The sequence below is a fragment of the Archangium lansingense genome (assembly GCF_026626635.1).
Taxonomy (GTDB): Bacteria; Myxococcota; Myxococcia; order Myxococcales; family Myxococcaceae; genus Archangium; species Archangium lansingense.
On record NZ_JAPNKA010000001.1, the window covers coordinates 8,271,538 to 8,287,731 of the forward strand.

General features: G+C 67.3%; 12 protein-coding genes and 1 tRNA gene. 5 read left to right on the plus strand and 8 right to left on the minus strand.

Annotated features, from left to right (window positions below; all coding sequences use genetic code 11):
- Positions 1-87: 87 nt before the first annotated feature.
- A complete protein-coding gene (locus OV287_RS33010; RefSeq protein WP_267538021.1) occupies positions 88-1,983 on the minus strand; it encodes a bifunctional acetyl-CoA hydrolase/transferase family protein/GNAT family N-acetyltransferase in 1,896 nt (631 codons plus the stop codon).
- A 639-nt stretch (positions 1,984-2,622) separates the two neighbouring features.
- Between OV287_RS33010 and OV287_RS33015 the strand changes: the two genes are divergently transcribed.
- A complete protein-coding gene (locus OV287_RS33015; RefSeq protein ID WP_267538022.1) occupies positions 2,623-3,219 on the plus strand; it encodes a PAS domain S-box protein in 597 nt (198 codons plus the stop codon).
- Between the two features lie 537 nt (positions 3,220-3,756).
- Here OV287_RS33015 and OV287_RS33020 read toward each other — a convergent pair.
- Positions 3,757-6,114: a glycoside hydrolase family 88 protein gene (locus OV287_RS33020; RefSeq protein ID WP_267538023.1), complete on the minus strand. Its 2,358-nt coding sequence runs from the start codon at positions 6,112-6,114 to the stop codon at positions 3,757-3,759.
- A gap of 389 nt (positions 6,115-6,503) precedes the next feature.
- Between OV287_RS33020 and OV287_RS33025 the strand changes: the two genes are divergently transcribed.
- Positions 6,504-7,325 (plus strand): hypothetical protein, encoded by an 822-nt coding sequence (locus OV287_RS33025; protein WP_267538024.1) that lies wholly within the window; start codon positions 6,504-6,506, stop codon positions 7,323-7,325.
- Between the two features lie 39 nt (positions 7,326-7,364).
- On the plus strand, positions 7,365-8,009 hold the full coding sequence (locus OV287_RS33030) for a hypothetical protein (protein ID WP_267538025.1): 645 nt from the start codon (positions 7,365-7,367) through the stop codon (positions 8,007-8,009).
- Between the two features lie 133 nt (positions 8,010-8,142).
- On the opposite strand, the gene OV287_RS33035 is transcribed toward OV287_RS33030, so the two are convergent.
- Positions 8,143-8,778 carry an endonuclease/exonuclease/phosphatase family protein gene (locus tag OV287_RS33035; protein ID WP_267538026.1) on the minus strand — a complete coding sequence of 212 codons (636 nt, stop codon included), beginning with the start codon at positions 8,776-8,778 and terminating at the stop codon, positions 8,143-8,145.
- 295 nt (positions 8,779-9,073) lie between these two features.
- Here OV287_RS33035 and OV287_RS33040 point away from each other — a divergent pair.
- Positions 9,074-9,195 (plus strand) — tRNA-OTHER (locus tag OV287_RS33040).
- Positions 9,196-9,268: 73 nt separating this feature from the next.
- On the opposite strand, the gene OV287_RS33045 is transcribed toward OV287_RS33040, so the two are convergent.
- Both OV287_RS33045 and OV287_RS33050 read right to left on the minus strand, forming a co-directional pair.
- Positions 9,269-9,436: a hypothetical protein gene (locus OV287_RS33045; RefSeq protein WP_267538027.1), complete on the minus strand. Its 168-nt coding sequence runs from the start codon at positions 9,434-9,436 to the stop codon at positions 9,269-9,271.
- 16 nt (positions 9,437-9,452) lie between these two features.
- Positions 9,453-10,241 (minus strand): hypothetical protein, encoded by a 789-nt coding sequence (locus OV287_RS33050; RefSeq protein WP_267538028.1) that lies wholly within the window; start codon positions 10,239-10,241, stop codon positions 9,453-9,455.
- Between the two features lie 344 nt (positions 10,242-10,585).
- Between OV287_RS33050 and OV287_RS33055 the strand changes: the two genes are divergently transcribed.
- Positions 10,586-13,636, plus strand: coding sequence for a hypothetical protein (locus OV287_RS33055; protein WP_267538029.1), 3,051 nt, complete (start codon positions 10,586-10,588; stop codon positions 13,634-13,636).
- A gap of 82 nt (positions 13,637-13,718) precedes the next feature.
- On the opposite strand, the gene OV287_RS33060 is transcribed toward OV287_RS33055, so the two are convergent.
- The 3 genes from OV287_RS33060 to OV287_RS33070 all read right to left on the minus strand — a co-directional run bounded on the left by OV287_RS33060 (position 13,719) and on the right by OV287_RS33070 (position 16,155).
- On the minus strand, positions 13,719-13,847 hold the full coding sequence (locus tag OV287_RS33060) for a 2TM domain-containing protein (protein WP_267538030.1): 129 nt from the start codon (positions 13,845-13,847) through the stop codon (positions 13,719-13,721).
- A 483-nt stretch (positions 13,848-14,330) separates the two neighbouring features.
- Entirely contained in the window at positions 14,331-15,740 is a 1,410-nt protein-coding gene (locus OV287_RS33065; protein WP_267538031.1) for a wax ester/triacylglycerol synthase family O-acyltransferase, read from the minus strand.
- A gap of 208 nt (positions 15,741-15,948) precedes the next feature.
- Entirely contained in the window at positions 15,949-16,155 is a 207-nt protein-coding gene (locus tag OV287_RS33070; protein WP_267538032.1) for a hypothetical protein, read from the minus strand.
- Positions 16,156-16,194 lie beyond the last annotated feature (39 nt).

The window sequence follows — 16,194 nt, forward strand, 5'->3', positions numbered from 1 at the left end:
CACACGCCCGCTCTGGCCGCTGTCCCAGCCGGAGCGGTACGTGGTTCGCTCCTTCCTTGGCAACGACTCGCGGACGCTCCACCCCGCCTATGCGTGTACGGCGCCGGTGGGGAGAGCCGCCTGGCGAGAGGCTTCGCTACCGGGAAAGAGCAACTCCAGGTGATAGCTGCTGCCCTCCAGGCGCGCCTGCACGGTGAGCCCGCTCTCGTGGAAGACGTCGAGCATGGGCTTGTTCGTCACCAGCACGTCGGCCTGGAAGCCCGGCAGTCCCCGCGCCTGAGCGGCCTCACGGATGCGCTTCATCAGCGCCGTCCCCACGCCCTTGCCCTGCCAGTCGTCGCGCACCACGAAGGCCACATCCCCCAGTCCCGTCGAGGGCACCACGTCGTAGCGCACCACCGCCACCACCTCGTCCGTGCCCGGCACGCACGCGACCAACGCCATGTTCTGCTCGTAGTCCGGGTTGACGAGCTCCTGTACTTCCTCATGGGGGTGCCGCTTCTTGAAGCACAGGAAGCGCCGGTAGATGCTGTCGTTGCTCAGCCCGTACAGCAGGTCCTGCAGCGCCCGCTCGTCGGTGATTCGCGCCGGGCGGATGAGCAACTCCTGCCCCGAGAGAATGCGCTCGACCCGCTCCTCCGTCCACGGGTAGCGCGCTTTGGGTACCACCTGGTCCGGCAGCACCCAATGCCGCTCCTTGGCCGCAGCCATCAGCTCCGCGCGGAAGTCCGGATGGGCGATGTGGATGAGCGCCTTGGCCCGCTCGCGGATGTTCTTCCCCCACAGGTCCGCCACCCCGTACTCCGTCACCACGTAGTGCACGTCGCCGCGGCTCGTCACCACGCCCGTGCCCGGCTCCAGCGCCACCTGGATGCGACTCACCTTGCCGCCCTTCGCTGTCGAGGGCATGGCGATGATGGGCCGGCCTCCCCTGCTGCGCGCCGCGCCGCGGATGAAGTCCACCTGCCCGCCGATTCCCGAGAAGAAGCACCCGCCCAGAGTATCCGCCGCCACCTGCCCGGTGAGGTCCACCGCCAGCGCTCCATTGATGGCCACCATCCGCTCGTTCTGAGCGACCACGCCCGGGTCATTGGTGAAGTCGCTCGGCCGCATCTCGATGGCCGGATTGTCGTGGGCCCATGCGTACAGCTCCCGGGTGCCCATGATGAAGGACGTCACCAGCTTGCCCGGCAACAGCGTCTTCTTGCGACCGGTGATGACGCCTGCCTCCACCAGGTGCATCACGCCGTCCGACATCATCTCCGTGTGCAGCCCGAGGTCCCTGTGGTGCGTGAGCTGCGTCAGCACTGCGTCCGGAATCCTCCCGATGCCCAACTGCAGCGTGGCCCCGTCGGGAATCAGGCGCGCGATATGGCCGCCAATCTCCCGGGAGACCTCGTCCTGTTCCTCGTGGGGGCGCTCCAGGAGCGGCTGGTCCACCGGCACCAGGCGGTGCAAGCGGCTCACGTGGACGAACGAGTCCCCATGCGTGCGCGGCATCCGGGGGTTGACCTCGGCGATGAGCAGCGAGGCCGCCTCCACCGCCGAGCGCACCACGTCCACCGAGACGCCCAGGCTCACGTACCCGTGGGTGTCCGGCGGGCTCACCTGGAGGAGGACCACGTCCACGCGGACGCGGTGGCTGCGGATGAGCTCGGGAATCTCCGAGAGGAACACGGGCATGAAGTCAGCCCGGCCCTCCTGCACGGCCCTGCGAGTGTTGGCGCCGATGAAGAAGGCCGTATGCCGGAAACGGTGCTGGTACTCGGGCTCCACATAGGGAGCCGGGCCCAACGTCATCAGGTGGACCACCTCGTTGTCGGCCAGGTGCTCGCCCTTCTCCACCAGGGCCTGGACCAGGGCCACGGGCTCGGCCGCTCCCGAGCCGATGAGGATGCGCCGTCCCGGTCGAATCAGGCGAATGGCCTCCTCCGCCGTCGACACCTTGTCCGCGTACCGCCTCTGCCAGTCCTGCGAGTCCATGAGCCCTCTCCTCCTGGCGTGCTAGCAGTCTCCGTTCCAACGGTGCTGCCAGGAGATGGCGGTGTCATCCGGCGCAAACCGTGCGCCTGGAATGGACCCCCGGCGCAACCTGTGCAGGCCTCGCTCTCCTGGAGGCACGGGGGGCAGGCGCTCACTTTCCGTGAGGTGTTCGGCTCTGGGCTCCATCCCCGTTGGGCGAGGCCGTTGCTGCCCGCTCCTGGTGACAGTCACTACTCCAGTCTCATGACAACGACGCGTCATGACGATTCTCGCCGTCGGCTCGACCAGGCGCTTGCGCGGTTGGTGCCAGCGGCGAGTGTGCTCGAACACCGCGATCGGCTTCGTCCTGAGTGGCACCGCGCTCTGGCTGCTCCACGAAGCAGCGGCGGACCGGCGACGGCGTAGGACAGCCTGGCCGTCACGCTCCTCTCCGCTCAAGCCCTCATCGGGGGGACGTCTACCTGGAGGAGAGTCTGTTCAAGCCCGAGCGGCTCATTTCCACCCTGCCGCCCTACACTCCCATGGCGGTTCACACGGCGCTCCTCTTCCTGCTGTTGTCGCTCGGCATCTTGTCCGTCCATCGCGAGCGCGGGCTGCCGGGGATGCTCCTCCGAGACGACCTGGGAGGCCCCTATCGGCATGGCCCTGGTCGGCCTGGACGGGCAGCTCCTGAACGTCAACAGCTCCCTATGCGGGATCCTCGGTTACTCGCGGAAGGAGCTCCTCTCCAAGACGTTCCAGGACATCACCCACCCCGATGACCTGGAACTGGACCTGGCGAACCTGCGCCGACTGCTGCAGAGCGAGCTCAGCTCCTACCAGATGGAGAAGCGCTACTTCCACAAGAGGGGTCATCTCGTGACCATCCTGCTGACGGCCTCGATGGTGCGCGGCTCCCGGGAAGAACCGCTCTACTTCATCTCGCAAATCCAGGACATCTCCGAGCGCAAGCAGCTTGAGCAGGCCTGGCGCTTCCTGGCCGAGGCGGGCCCACGGCTCGCGGCTTCGCTCGAGCCCCAGACCACGCTCACCACCGTCGCGGGGTTGCTCGTTCCAGCGCTGGCGGACTGGTGCGTGCTCGATCTCCTCGGTGACGACGGGCGGGTGCACTGGGTGGAAAGCATGGCGGCCACTCCCGGCTACTCAGCCCACCAGCGCATCCGCCGCTCGCTCCTCCTGGCCACCAGAAACTGCGAAACTCGAACTAAGACAGGGCAAGGTATTCACCAAGAGTGAAGGCTGACAAATGTGTCTGCCGTGACAAAGCCATGAGCGCACCCCAGGTAGAGCTCATTGAACTGTCCATTGGGCCGCCCTCCCCTCGCCCGAAGAGACATGAGACGGGATCCTGCCCCGCGCACGATATCGAGAGCGCCCTGGGAACAGAGCTGAGCGGATTCTTACCGGAGTTGATCCAATACAAAAGCAGTATCTGGAAGTATGACCCCTGGGATAGTCACTCGTCATTGAAAGACCATCTGGTTGATGCCAGGACAATCGCCGAGCACAAGCGGGCGCAGGCCGCCCCGTCGGCCTGCCCATCCGGCTCGACACCGATTCAGTGGAGGAGGCGGTCGAGAGCATCCGCGGGTGCATGGAGGGGAGACCGGCGCTGCGGCGCACCAGGCCCGCGTAGTTGGATGCACCACCCCGGGAGCCGCGGCCAGTCCCGGGGTGGTGGTGTGCGCACCTGCCCCAACTGCGGGGCGCGGCCGAGGAGCGCAAGTGCAAGATCCTCTGCACGCACTGCGGCTACGACATGAGCTGCGCGGACTACACCTGACGGCGGCGCCGGCCCACCCTCAGCCAGGCCAGCAGCACTCCGGCCGCCGCGAGCGCGGAGCCAGGAGCCGCGGCGCATCCCCGAAGGCTCTCCTCTTCGGAGCTCGCCACGCCGAGCGCCTCGGGTGAGGACGGGCCCGGGTCGCGCACGTCCTCGTAGGCGAGGCTCGTCACGGCCCTCACGGTGTGCCCCGTCACCTGGATGTCGCCGTCGAAACCGATGCTCCTGAGTGACACCTTGCCGAGGTCATCGGTCAGGGGCGCGCCGGTCCGGAAGGCGAAGCGCTCGGCCAGCAGCACCTCGCTCGCGCCCGGAGGAGTCACCCAGACGCTATAGACCTTCGCGTTCAGGTCCGTCCGCATGCGCACGCGGTAGGTGGTGTTGGCCTGGTAGGGCAGGCTGACGCGTGCGGCGAATCCCCCGCCGTTGCGCACGTCGAAGAAGCCGTCCGGGTTCAGGCGGATGGTCATGGCCAGATCGCCGTAGCCAGTGACGGTGGTCGAGCTGTCCGCGTAGCCGATCACGGAGTCGACGGGCCTGCGGACCGCCATCACGTTGAACACGACCTCCTGTATCCCGGTGTTGCCGGTGCCCAGGTCCCGCACGCTCTCGGAGAAGTCGGTCGTCGAGAGCCACGGCGGCGGCGGAGTGACACCGGACCCGGGCCGATGGTTGTTCACCCGGAAGTCGTATTCGAAGCGAACGGTCCTGAGTGACACCTTGCCGAGATCATCGATCGGCGGCGCGCCGGTCCGGAAAGCGAAGCGCTCGGCCAGCAGCACCTCGCTCCCTCCTGGAGGTGTAACCCAGACGCTATAGACCCTGGCGGGCAGGTCCGCCCGCATGCGGACGTGGTAGGTGGTGTTGGCCTGGTAGGGCAGGCTGACACGTGCGGCGAACGCCCCGCCGTTGCGCACATCGAAGAAGCCGTCCGGGTTCATGCGGACGGTCATGGCCAGGTCGCCATAGCCGGTGATGGTGGTCGAGCTGTCCGCGTAGCCGACGACGCCGTCGACGCTGTTGCTGAACGGCGTCACGTCGAACTCGACATCCACCACCCCGGTGTTGCCAGTGCCCAGGGGGTGCACACTCTCGGGGAAGCCGAGCGTCGCGAACCAGCCGCCCGGGGACTGCCGCTTGAAGCGCAGGACGGCCTCGATGAAGTAGTAGTCCGCGTAGATGAGGCTCCTGTCGACGTCCGAGCCCGAGGGCTTCTGCTGGTTCGGGTGAAAGCCCACGCCGTGCAGGAGGATACCGGGACTGGCGGTGCCCTGGGCCAGGTAGGCCGGGGAGCTGAGGGTGTCGAGCGTCGCGAGGGCCGCGTTGCGGTAGCGCTGCGCCACGGCCGGGTCGCTGACGAACGTGCTCAGCTCCAGCAGTGCCGAGGCAACGATGGCGGCCGCGGAGGAGTCCTTCTGCCGCGGCGCCGCGGGATCGAAATCCCAGTTGGGGATGAAATCCGCGGGCAGCCGGTCCAGGTAGTAGTCGGCGGTCCTCTGCGCGGTCGCCAACATGCGGACGTCCCGGGTGTACCGGTACGCCATGGTGAAGCCGTAGATGGCCCAGGCCTGTCCCCGGGCCCAGGTGGAGGTGGCGGAGAACCCCTGGTACGTCCTGTTCCTGAGGAAGCGCCCCGATTCGTCGTAATCCACCACGTGAATGGTGCCACCATCCGTGCGGACCATGTCCGTCATGGTCCTCAGGGCATGGCTGAGCGCCTGCTGCTGCAAGGTGGCCGAGCCGCCGTTCCGGGCCGCCCAGAAGAGCAGCTCCAGGTCCATCATCGTGTCGGTGACCATGGAGTTGCGCCAGGGCGGTGTCTCCACCCAATCACAGCAGTCGATGATTCCCGGGGGCCTGAAGCGCCTGGACAACGAGTTCGCGGCCGTCACCAGTGTCTGCCGGAAGGTGTCATTGCCCGTCACCCGGTACGCATTGCCGTAGCTGGTCATGAACTTGAAGCCGAGGTCATGGGTCAGCCTGGAGACGTCGGGATTGCTCTTCTGATTGTCCAGGGCGGTGGTCCAGGGCTCCGCCTTGCTTCGCCAGAAGGGATCCCGCCCCGACTGCTCGTACATGAACCACAGCAGGCCTGGGTAGAAGCCCTGGGTCCAACCAATCAGGTCATCGTTCTCCTCGAGCTTCCACGGGCCGCTCGTGGCACCCGTGGTGGCCGTGGGGGACCGGGTTGGCGACGTGATCTCCGTCGTCGTCCGGGTCTGCTGCTGCCGTGCGAACAGCAGGACCCGGTCCGCCGTCGCGTCATCGAAGGCGTGGGCTGGCGCCGCCACGAGTGCGCAGAGGCACCCCACCAGCAGCCAGGTGAAACAGCTTCCTCGTCTCATCATGAACACCCCTCCTCGTTCTTACCGTGGGGAAAGATGGGGGGACGGAAGAGCAAGGCCCACTGGACGGATTGACGGGCCCATCGTCCGGGCCTCGACGCCAGGGATGAGCGCCCCGGTGCTTCGCGTTGGCGAGGGACACCACCAGGGCTCGAAACCTCCTTCTTGGAGGAGGGACAGTGCACCTCCGTCATTCCCCGGGCCGGTCCCCCCATCAGCCGGCGAACGCTTGCGGCCACGCCCTTCGCTCATCGGACGTTCGCCTCGGCCGTTCGGGCAGGAGCGGTACCGGGTGTGGAGGATGGCTTCTACTTCCGGCACGAAGGGACGGCTTGTCGCAACCGTTCCCCATGAGCAGCCTGCGGCGGGAAATACGAACGGGGAGGAGCGATATGGCCGCCGAGCAGAATGCACGCATGAAGGGGTGGGCAGCGTTGAGGGCCTCGGCCATCATGCTCGGCCCATCGGTGGTTCTGGAGGGGATGCTGGCGGCGAGTGTGCTGGCCGCATCGGCCGCGGCCTGGGAGCAGGGGCGACGCAGTGGCCGGCCCATCTGGAAGTTGGCGGCCGTGGGGGCGCTGACCCCCTGGGTCTACCGGCTCTTCCTGCGCTCGAGGATGCAGCGATTGGGCGCCACCCGGCAGGAGGAACTGCAGTCCCTGCCAGGGGATGAGTTGATTCCCCCCCGGGGGGCCTTGGATCTCACCCATGCCATCACCCTCCGCGCACGCCCCGAGGAGGTCTGGCCATGGCTGGTGCAGATAGGCGGGGGAGAACGAGGGGGCTTCTACAGCTACGACTGGCTCGAGCGACTGGCGGGAGCCCCCGTGCACAGCGTCGAGCGCATCCTCCCGGAGTACCAGCAACCGAAGCCAGGCGAGCCCGTCATCCCAGATGGACAGTGGCGCGTGCTGCGGGTGGATCCAGGCCGTGCATTCGTGCTCGGCAACCAGGACTTCACCTGGGCCTTCGTGGTGCAGCCGCTCGACACGGACAATACCCGCCTGCTCGTGCGCATCCGCGTGAGCCCACAACAGGCGGGGCCTTTCAGCTCCAGCCTCATCGCCCTCCCCCACCTGATCATGCAGCGGAAGATGATGAAAGGCCTGCGCCGCCGGATCGAACGGACCGCGCGCCAGCGTGAAGCGGGAGGCGCCGTGGTGCCCGAGATGGCGCGTCCGGCTTCCGAACAATCCCCGGCCCCCGGCGTATAGCGTCCGCCGAGAGGAGCGCAACATGGCGGTGGCCTCGACATGAAGCGAAGCCCGATGACCTGGATGGCTGGCGGAGTGGCCGCGGCAGGAGTGGGGACACTGGTGTACCTGCGGCTGCTTCGGCCCTGGCTCCTGCGTTGGGGCGCGACCGACGAGGAGTTCGCGCGCGCGATGCCGGGGGACGAGCTCGTGAAGGAGCCCCAGTACGTGACGACCCGGGCCATCACCATCCAGGCCAGGCCTGAGCGTATCTGGCCCTGGCTGGTGCAGATGGGCGAGGGCCGGGGCGGCTTCTACAGCTATGTGTGGATCGAACGGCTCCTCGGGATGCGGTTGGAGAACGCGGAGCGCATCCTCCCCGAGTTCCAACAGTTGAAGGTGGGGGAGCCGCTCGCCGTGGAGCCCCAGGATGACTACGTCATGCAGGTGAAGGTCCTCGAGCCCGAGCGCGCCCTGGTGTTGGGAGGCTCCACACCGCCCCCGTGGGGGGAGGCCACCTGGGCCATGGGGCTCTACCCGCTCGACGAGCGCACCACGCGACTGGTCTCCCGATGCCGGACCCGGTTCAACTCGAAGTGGGACCTGCTGCGCATCCTGTCCTTCCTCGACATCGGCCAGTTCATCATGGAGCACAAGTGGCTGCTGGGAGTGAAGGAGCGCGCCGAGCGGTGGGCGTACGCCTGAGCCTGGGCTGATTGCCCCCCACCGGAGCAAGCCCTCCAGGGGCTCAACCGTGTCTGGCGCGACAAGAATGGCAATCTCAAACCAGACGAAGGAGGATGCGTCTTCGTTGGAGCGGAGGTGGGCGGGCCCACGCCTACGCGCCCATCATCTGGAACTCGGCGATGACGGGCGAGTGGTCCGACTCGGGGTGCAGCTCGTCGGTGGCGAAGGCAATGGACTCGTCGTGCAGCAGCTCGGAGTCCGCGTTGAGGTCGCCACAGACGGCGATGAGCGCGTTCTCGTCCGCGTCGAAGAGCTGGTCCACGAGCCGGCGCGCCTCCAGGGCCTGCCCCACCCGCCTCATCATGGCGATGAAGGCGCCCTCCGCCCACGCTGAGGCGCTCTTCCAGGTGAAGTCGTTCACCTTCTGGCCGGGAATGTCCGTGGGGATGCGTGACTTGAGGTGCAGGTTGATGACGTGGAGGACGGCCCCGCCCGACAGCCGCACTTGGGCGTGCAGAAGGGGGCGCTCCCAGCGGATCTCCGCCGCGCTCTGCTCCGGGGGGTCGGCCGTCACCATCCGGTAGGACGGGGCGGGCACCAGGGCATTGAGGTGCTGCGTGTGCTCGAGGATCTCGAAGCGCGACAGGATGATGAGGTTGCGCTGCGGCAGCGGCCCGGTGCCCCCCGGGACATGGGTGGAGACCCGGTGGTAGCCAGGCGTACCGCGTGTCGTGGAGGAGGCGCTCCAAGGCTCGCAGCTCCAGGTGTCCATCCACCGTCTGCGCATGCACCTCCTGGAGGCACAGGACGTCGGCGTTCACCCTCAGCAGCTGGGGACGCATCAACGCGATACGCTCGGCGAGCGGGGGCTTCGACCCGGGCTTGTCGTCGAAGTTCTCCAGGTTGAACGTGGCGATGCGGACTCGGTCTTCCATGGTCGGCTCCTCCAACTGTCTGGGGTGCTCGCCAGGTGTGGCATGTCCCGGCACAAGGTGGAGGGGTACGTCCGAGCCAACAACCGCCCCACGGGGAGACCCCATGACCATCGACGGACGCATGGGGACCTCGGGGTCCTATTTGGAGGAGGTGTTGCCAACAGGGGGCGGCGTAAGCGGCCGGAACGCCTACGAAAACCGCCCTCGGTTGCGCTGGACCACGCTCGCCGGAAGCCTCCGGCGGGCGGGTTCGATTCCCGCCGCCTCCACTCCGGATCTCCCGGAAAGGATTCAACTTTCCGGGAGACTGTAGCAAGGGATGTAGCAAAGCCCCGGTCGCCATCAGGCGAGCCGGGGTTTCGTTTTCCGCTGAAGCCCATGAAGCTGCTCAGCATGGAGCGCTACGCCTCGCTCCGGCCGAAGCAGCCGCTCGGTGATGTCGAAGAGCGGGGGCAGACCCCAGGGCGTGCTGATGGTCCCCCGGAGCACGAGCCCCCGCTCCTCGCTCATGGAGCGGAAGCTCCGACTAGATGCAGCACATGACGGGCACGGGGTAGTTCCACACCCTGAAGCGGAGATCCCCCGTCGGGTTCGAGCCGGGGCTGGGGATGCACCCATCCAGGATCGTATTCTTGTCGGCGACCTGCGTGACGGTCCCCGCGGGACACGCTCCGGCGGACGTCGCATCCTGCGTCACGATCTGGACGATCTGGCTGTAGTTCGCCGTGATCCACGCATCGGTGAAGGATCTCGCCGCGGCACAGTCCGCGAACTGATTCGTGTGGCTCGACGTCGTCAGCCCCGGCATCGAGACCTGTCCCAGATAGGTGGGAGACGTGTAATTGCTGACCACGATCCCCGAGTGCTGCCAGGTCGTCATCGTACACGCCGGAGGCGTCGGCGGCCGCTGGCTGCATCCTCCCTCGATCTTGACCATCACCCCCGTGATGTTCGGCTGACCGTTGATGTGCCCGGTCACGTGGTTGGTGCACGAGACAACCAACGAGTTCGGCGTCAGGATGTACGGATCGGGGCAATCACAGAAATACGGGTCATACCCATTGCCGACGTTGGCGTTGTATTGCCCCGTCTGCGGATCGTACTGGATTCCAAAGGTCCCGTAATCCGTCCTGATCTGCGTCAGCAGGTTCGTAATGGTCGACGCGCTGCAGCTCGTGACGCCGGTCAGGTCGTAGCTCTTGCCGCAGAACGCCAGCTGCCGGTTCGAATCGGAATTCAGCTTGGTGATCTGGTTGAGGAAGGCATTGGCTCCCGCTGGCAGGACCAACATCATCAGCATGACAATCTTTTTCATGTGTCTCCCGTGCATCGCTGGTATTTCGCCGGACGAAGAAGTGTCCAGCGTCGATACCGCCACCTCGGGAGCGAGCCGCCCTGGATGATTTCCACCGGGGGTCTACTGTCATGGACGGTCGCGCGGGCCCAGACGTCGTTCGTACGCCCCACCACACCTGGGCTCCCGTCTGCCATTGCCCACTCGGCGATGGCCCTCTCCGCCCCGCTGTGACGGCGGGTGAACAGATGCCATGCGAGAAAGCCTACGGCAATTTTACTGACAGGCAAGAGGACGCATCCGTCCACTGGCCTGCCTGACCCGTCCCCAGGTGCAGGACGCTGGGGACGCGCCACGTTCCTACCTTGGCGCGGCATGAGGATTCTCACACGCTCGCTCGGACTGCTGCTTCTCCTGTTGTCGTTTCCCGCGGTGGCGCACGAGCCACGGACGGAGCGCAGTACCTGGTCGCCTGGTTCGACTCCTCGGGCACCGCCATCCTCGGCACTCGTGTCCGCAAGGATGGACGCATCCTCGATCCCAAGGGCATCGTCTTCTTCCAGGTCCAGCCCGACACCGAGGAGGTAGAGGAGCTGGATGCTCCCGTCGTCGCCTTTGATGGCACGCACTTCCTGGTGGCCTGGACGGGGCGCACCCGCACCACTGTCATCCGGGTGGCACGGGACGGCACCGTGGTGGGCCCGGTGGACCTCGGCCGCTTCGTCGCTGGCGAGGGACCCGAGGGCCCCGCCCTCGCGTGCGCGCCGACGGGGCGGTGCCTGCTGGTGGTCTCGGGCTCCGGCCCTCCTCCCCAGCCCGTCGTCGGCACCTTCATTGAGGACGGCGTGGGCACGCCCCAGTTCCGCATCACCCTGGTCGAGGATCCCAATGAGCCCGCGGTGGCCTGGACGGGTATCCAGTTCCTTGTCGTCTGGAGTGAGCTGCGGAGCGACCTCACCACGGACCTGGTGGGAGCGCGGGTGGAGGCCGACGGCCCCCTCCTGGACTCGCCGCCCTTCGTCATCTCGGACGCGCCAGGCCACCAGCGCCGGGCCGATATCGCCCGTGCGGACGGCTTCGCCTGGGTGGTGTGGGAGGACACTCGCCGAGGAGGGTCGGACATCTTCGGCGCGCGGGTGACGGAGGCGGGCACGGTGCTGGACAAGGAGGGCTTCACCCTGTCCACCGCGCCAGGCGAGCAGCTCAGCCCCAAGGTGGCGGACGCGGGCGACAAGTCGCTCGTCGTCTGGACGGACGTGCGGAGCGACGGACGCACCCGCATCCGGGGCACCCGCCTCACGGACGCGGGCGGCGTCGTCAACCGCCTGGGCTTCCCCGTGTCGGAGGGAGGCTTCCCGCACGAGGAGACGCCGGACATCGCGTGCGCCGTGGGGCAGTGCCTCGTCACCTTCCTGGGCACCCACGGTTTCACGCCCGAGCTCTTCGGCCTGGCCACGCGGGTGACGCTGCGCGAGGGGGCCCTGGACTCGCCCCCGATCGTCGTCTCGCGGGCCGTGCCCGAGCAGTCGACGCCCGCGGTGGCCTGGGGCGACGGCGTCTACCTGGCCGTGTGGAGCGAGGCCCGTGACTTCCGGGGGCCCACCGTGTTCGCCGCGCGCATCCGGGGCGACGGCAAGGTGCTGGACCCCGGCGTCATCACCCTGCCGTCGGGCCCCAGTGCCACGGAGCCGGCGGTGGCGTTCGACGGGCACTGCTTCCTCGTCGTCTGGCAGGAGCCCCGGGGGGAGGGATTCCTCCGGGATGAAGACATCCGGGGCGTGCGTGTCAGCCCCGAGGGCCGCGTGCTGGATGGAGAGAGCATCCCTATCTCCACCACCCCTGGAAACCAGTACAACCCCACGGTGACGGCCGGCGCGGGCCGCTTCCTCGTCGTCTGGCAGGACACGCGCGACAGCCGCCCGGACTTCCTGCTGTCCAGTATCTTCGGCGCGCGGGTCACGGGCGGCGGCAAAGTGCTGGACAAGGGCGGCCTGCGCCTCAGCCCGCCCGGCACGCACCACTCGCCGGACGTGACGTACGTGGGCGGCCACTTCCTAGCCGTGTGGGAGTCCGACGGCATCGTGGGCGCACGCGTGGACCCGGACGGCACCGTGCCGGGCGGCCTGTTCCGTCTCACCTCCAGCATCGAGGACCACGCCCCGGCCATCGCCTCCGACGGGCGGGCGGTGCTCGCCGTCTGGCAGACGAGCACGGCGGAAGTCCTGGGCACACGGCTCACGCCCGAGGGCGCTCCACTGGACAGCGCGCCCTTCCCCCTCGGAACAGGCATGACCATCCCGCTGTGGGGCACCGACGTGACGTTTGACGGCGACAACTACCAGGTGGCCTGGCAGTCGACCGTGTTCGAGGGCCCCCACCCCTCTCACTACTTCGTGGCCCTCACCGCCCGGGTGGCTCCGGATGGCACGGTACTCGACCCCGGGGGAGTGCTGGTGCCGAAGTCCGCCGCCTCCCCCACTCCGGCCACCAGCGTGGCCCCGGTGCTCGCGGGGGATGGCGGGGGCCACGCCCTCCTGCTGCGCACGCAGCGCGTCACCGTGCCGGAGGGAGAGGCCTTCCGCATCAACGGGCGGATTCTTGACGCTCGGAAGCAACTTGAGCGCGAGAGGTTGAGACTGCAATCATGGTCCTGGGGGAGGAGGAGTGGCTCCAATCGATGGGGTTCTCCTCTACCTTCTGAGTTGGGGAACACGCGGGTACGGCGTGCGGTGCGCCAGCGACGTGCGCGCACTCCGGAAGTCACTGCCGGACGGGTCTCAGGAGAAGGTGAGACCCTCGTACGAGTAGACCAGGGCCACGTCCACGCCGACGGGCAGCAGGTCCACCGTGTCTCGATGGCTCCAGTCATTCTGGATGGGGGCCTGATAACGCCAGGTCGCGCCCTCATCGTCACTGCGGAAGAAACCCAGCCCGTGCCCCTCCTGTCCATCCTGCTGGAGTGCCAGCAACCAGACGGCGCCGCCCTCGGGAGGGACGAGCCGGACCACATGCCGCTGTGCCGGCAGCGTCAGCGCATTGCCTCCTCCAATGGGAGCGAGCGGCTGTGCCGCCAGCAGTATCGAGGTGAACAGCAGTCAGCCCAGGAGGACCACGCGGTGCAGGTCCATCCACACCGAGCGCGAGCGAGGCATAGGGAGTTCTCTTTCCGTCGGAGGACGCCCTCCAAGCTGGCAACGGACGAAGCGGACGGCAGTCTCGACGATGCACGAACAGACATGACTGTCGGCCGAGGGCATCGGTCACGGACCGGAGGACCAGTACGACGTGAAGTCTCACGAGAGGGCCTCGAAGCGCGCCTCCTCGCGGGCGAGGGCCGCTCGGGACGAAGAGGTTCCCCGATGGACTCTTCGGCACGGGCGTGCTGCGGCCATCAGGCGATGAGGTCCTCCTCCTGAGGCTCGCACCATGAAGGCGATAGCGTACGGCGCCGGACCCTCGGGCGCGCCCCGCGAACGGTGGTCGTCCTCAAGAGCAACTTCAGTCGATGAAGAACAGGCCGAGACTCATCGAGAGATACACCAGGAGGTGCATGTAGGAACCGCGCAGATCCTCGACGCGCTTGTGTGCACGCTCGTATGCCTGGTTGTCATTCCTGATGTCTGGCATGGGGATCTCCTCCACCTTCAAAGCTGGGGAGCACTCCCGGAGAGCGCCAGCCCGGTACGTCGTCCCGGGCCTGCAACCCTCGCGGCAGCGGCATTCGCCCATCCGCCAAGCAGGCAGAAGATCCCCAATGCTCTCTTCCTGATCGGCCTCGCTCGGCAGAGCAAGCCATGCCGATGCCACCCTGTCCGTAGCAGTCGTGAGCACGGCGTTCAGTCGCCGGTCGCGCTCCGCCCCCTATCGTTCATGTCCCAGGCGGTGCCTTCATCCGCGGATGCTCCCTGGCTCCGGTCAGGACCCATGAAGGTCGTCTTGCCGCCGTCCGTTTGCCCGGCCCCCATGATGTAATACACCTCATCGTGGGAATCTTCGGTGGTCTTCCGGCAGACGAGTCGTTCCAGAATGAGACGAAATTGTGGCATTGCAACCTCCCGACCTGTCTCCTCGGCGCTCCCTCGCGCACGACCACATCAGCCGAGGCGTGAATCAGGGCACGAAGAGTGGAGGGCCTTCCTCTACCGGTTCGTGACGGCGCGAGAGCTGGGCCCAGCTCCTCTCCATTCCCGCCGCCAGGGCCTCCAGATCCGGAAACCGTTCCGCGTCCGCGCACACCGAGAGGTTCAGCTGGCCGGCATAGGACAGGATGGCGAATGACAGGCCCACGGTTCCCCCGAGGTTGTTCGCGATCACCACCTCGAGGATCCGCGCGCCGAACATGAACAGGGGCACTGGCGGCCCCTCCAGGTCGCTCTCGAAGAGGTTCATCGTGTGCTGCCGGCGGGCCAGGAGACGGAACAGCCCGGACATCGACACGCACGCGATGAGGTGTTCGGAGCTCGTCGCCAGCTCCTTCTTCTTCATCTTCCGGGTCGAAGCGGCGATCGCCTCCAGGCAGGCCTCGAGGTCGGGCAGGTCCAGGGGGAGTGGAACGAGCAGCTGCCCGGTCCTGTTGCCAATCTCTCCGGCGTCCGTCGTGGACCGCAGGGAGACCGCCACGGAAGCAATGAGGGCCACGCCTTCGACCGGCTCGCCGCGATGAAGCAGCAGCTCCCTCGAGCCACCCGCGATCAGGGCAAGCATGACGTCGTTGATCTTGGCGCCCCGGGCATGGGCGACATCCCTCGCCTCGGCCAGCCCCATCCGCATCACGGCCAGGCGGCGGCTGACTCCAACGGGTGCGTTGAGAGAGGTCCTCGGCGCTCGCTGGCTTTCACGAAGGGTCCGCATCAGCGTCCGCCCGGCCGAGGCAACGGAGCAGGCCAGGGCCACTGGATGGGTCAGCCGCTTCACGGCTCGCGCCAGAGCCGCTCCCTTCATGGCGAGGTTGTCCACGAACAGCTGCCCGTGGCTCGGTGACGGCCGAGGCAACCACGGCTCCTCCTCCGGATCCGCGGCGTCCGGCGTCAGATCGAACAGCTCGCTGAAGATGCGGAGCGCGGCCTTCCCGTCGGCGATGGAGTGATGCAGCTTCACCAGCATGGCGAGCCGTCCGGACTCCAACCCCGTCAGGAACCAGAGCTCCCAGAGGGGCTTGGAGCGATCCAGGAGCTTGCTCAGGAGATTCTCGACGAGCCGCAGGAGCTGCGCCTCTCCACCCGGTGCCGGAATCTCCGCGTGGAGGAGGTGTCGCTCCATGGCGAAGGCGGCATCGTCCACCCACAGCGGGGGGCCCAGGAGAAGACCCGGCTGATACAGCACCTTCCGCAGCACGGGAACCCGCCGCAGCCGACGCTCCAGGCGGAACCGGATCTCCTCCAGCCGCAAGTGCCCGGCAGCGTCCAGGAGCGGCGGTCCCTCCAGCACCAGCAGCGCCCCGATGTGCGTCGGTGTCCGGACATCCTCGATCGATAGGAGCATCCGGTCCAAGGGACTCAGCCGGTGATACCGGGCGCGCATGGTTCAACCCCCCACGAACAGGCTCCTCTTGCCTGGATTCAACCTGTCCATGACTCGAGGCGCCCGGCAGGGAGGTCAGACCCGATTCACGTGAGGATGGAGGTTGAGCCGACCTGCAGACCGCCTGACGGGCCTTCCCGCGCCCGGCGCACCAGCAAAGGCAGACACTTGCGCTGCATTGCCCGGAGGGCGCCCGCCGATTGTCCCCTCAGCGGAGATAACTGGCGAACCACTTTCCCCATCTCCGCAGGAGCAGGGTGGCTTCCACGCGCTGCAATTTCGCCCAGAGCATTCCCCGCGGGGCGATGCGGCGTTTGCCGCTCTGCAGCTCAGAAGCAGCGACGACCCTCCTGGGAGGGGTGGATGCGGCGGTGTCGTCCATGATGGCGCGCTCCTCCAGGGGTAGGATGGCCATGTCACGAAGGTCCGGCCCCTGAGCACCCTTCCCTGTCCA

Coding starts and splice junctions, on each gene's coding strand:
- OV287_RS33060 (WP_267538030.1), bottom strand. CDS start 13,847: ATGCCAGACATCAGGAATGACAACCAGGCATACGAGCGTGCACACAAG.
- OV287_RS33020 (WP_267538023.1), bottom strand. CDS start 6,114: ATGATGAGACGAGGAAGCTGTTTCACCTGGCTGCTGGTGGGGTGCCTC.
- OV287_RS33070 (WP_267538032.1), bottom strand. CDS start 16,155: ATGGCCATCCTACCCCTGGAGGAGCGCGCCATCATGGACGACACCGCC.
- OV287_RS33010 (WP_267538021.1), bottom strand. CDS start 1,983: ATGGACTCGCAGGACTGGCAGAGGCGGTACGCGGACAAGGTGTCGACG.
- OV287_RS33045 (WP_267538027.1), bottom strand. CDS start 9,436: ATGAGCGAGGAGCGGGGGCTCGTGCTCCGGGGGACCATCAGCACGCCC.
- OV287_RS33035 (WP_267538026.1), bottom strand. CDS start 8,778: ATGCGCAGACGGTGGATGGACACCTGGAGCTGCGAGCCTTGGAGCGCC.
- OV287_RS33065 (WP_267538031.1), bottom strand. CDS start 15,740: ATGCGCGCCCGGTATCACCGGCTGAGTCCCTTGGACCGGATGCTCCTA.
- OV287_RS33015 (WP_267538022.1), top strand. CDS start 2,623: ATGGCCCTGGTCGGCCTGGACGGGCAGCTCCTGAACGTCAACAGCTCC.
- OV287_RS33025 (WP_267538024.1), top strand. CDS start 6,504: ATGGCCGCCGAGCAGAATGCACGCATGAAGGGGTGGGCAGCGTTGAGG.
- OV287_RS33050 (WP_267538028.1), bottom strand. CDS start 10,241: ATGAAAAAGATTGTCATGCTGATGATGTTGGTCCTGCCAGCGGGAGCC.
- OV287_RS33030 (WP_267538025.1), top strand. CDS start 7,365: ATGAAGCGAAGCCCGATGACCTGGATGGCTGGCGGAGTGGCCGCGGCA.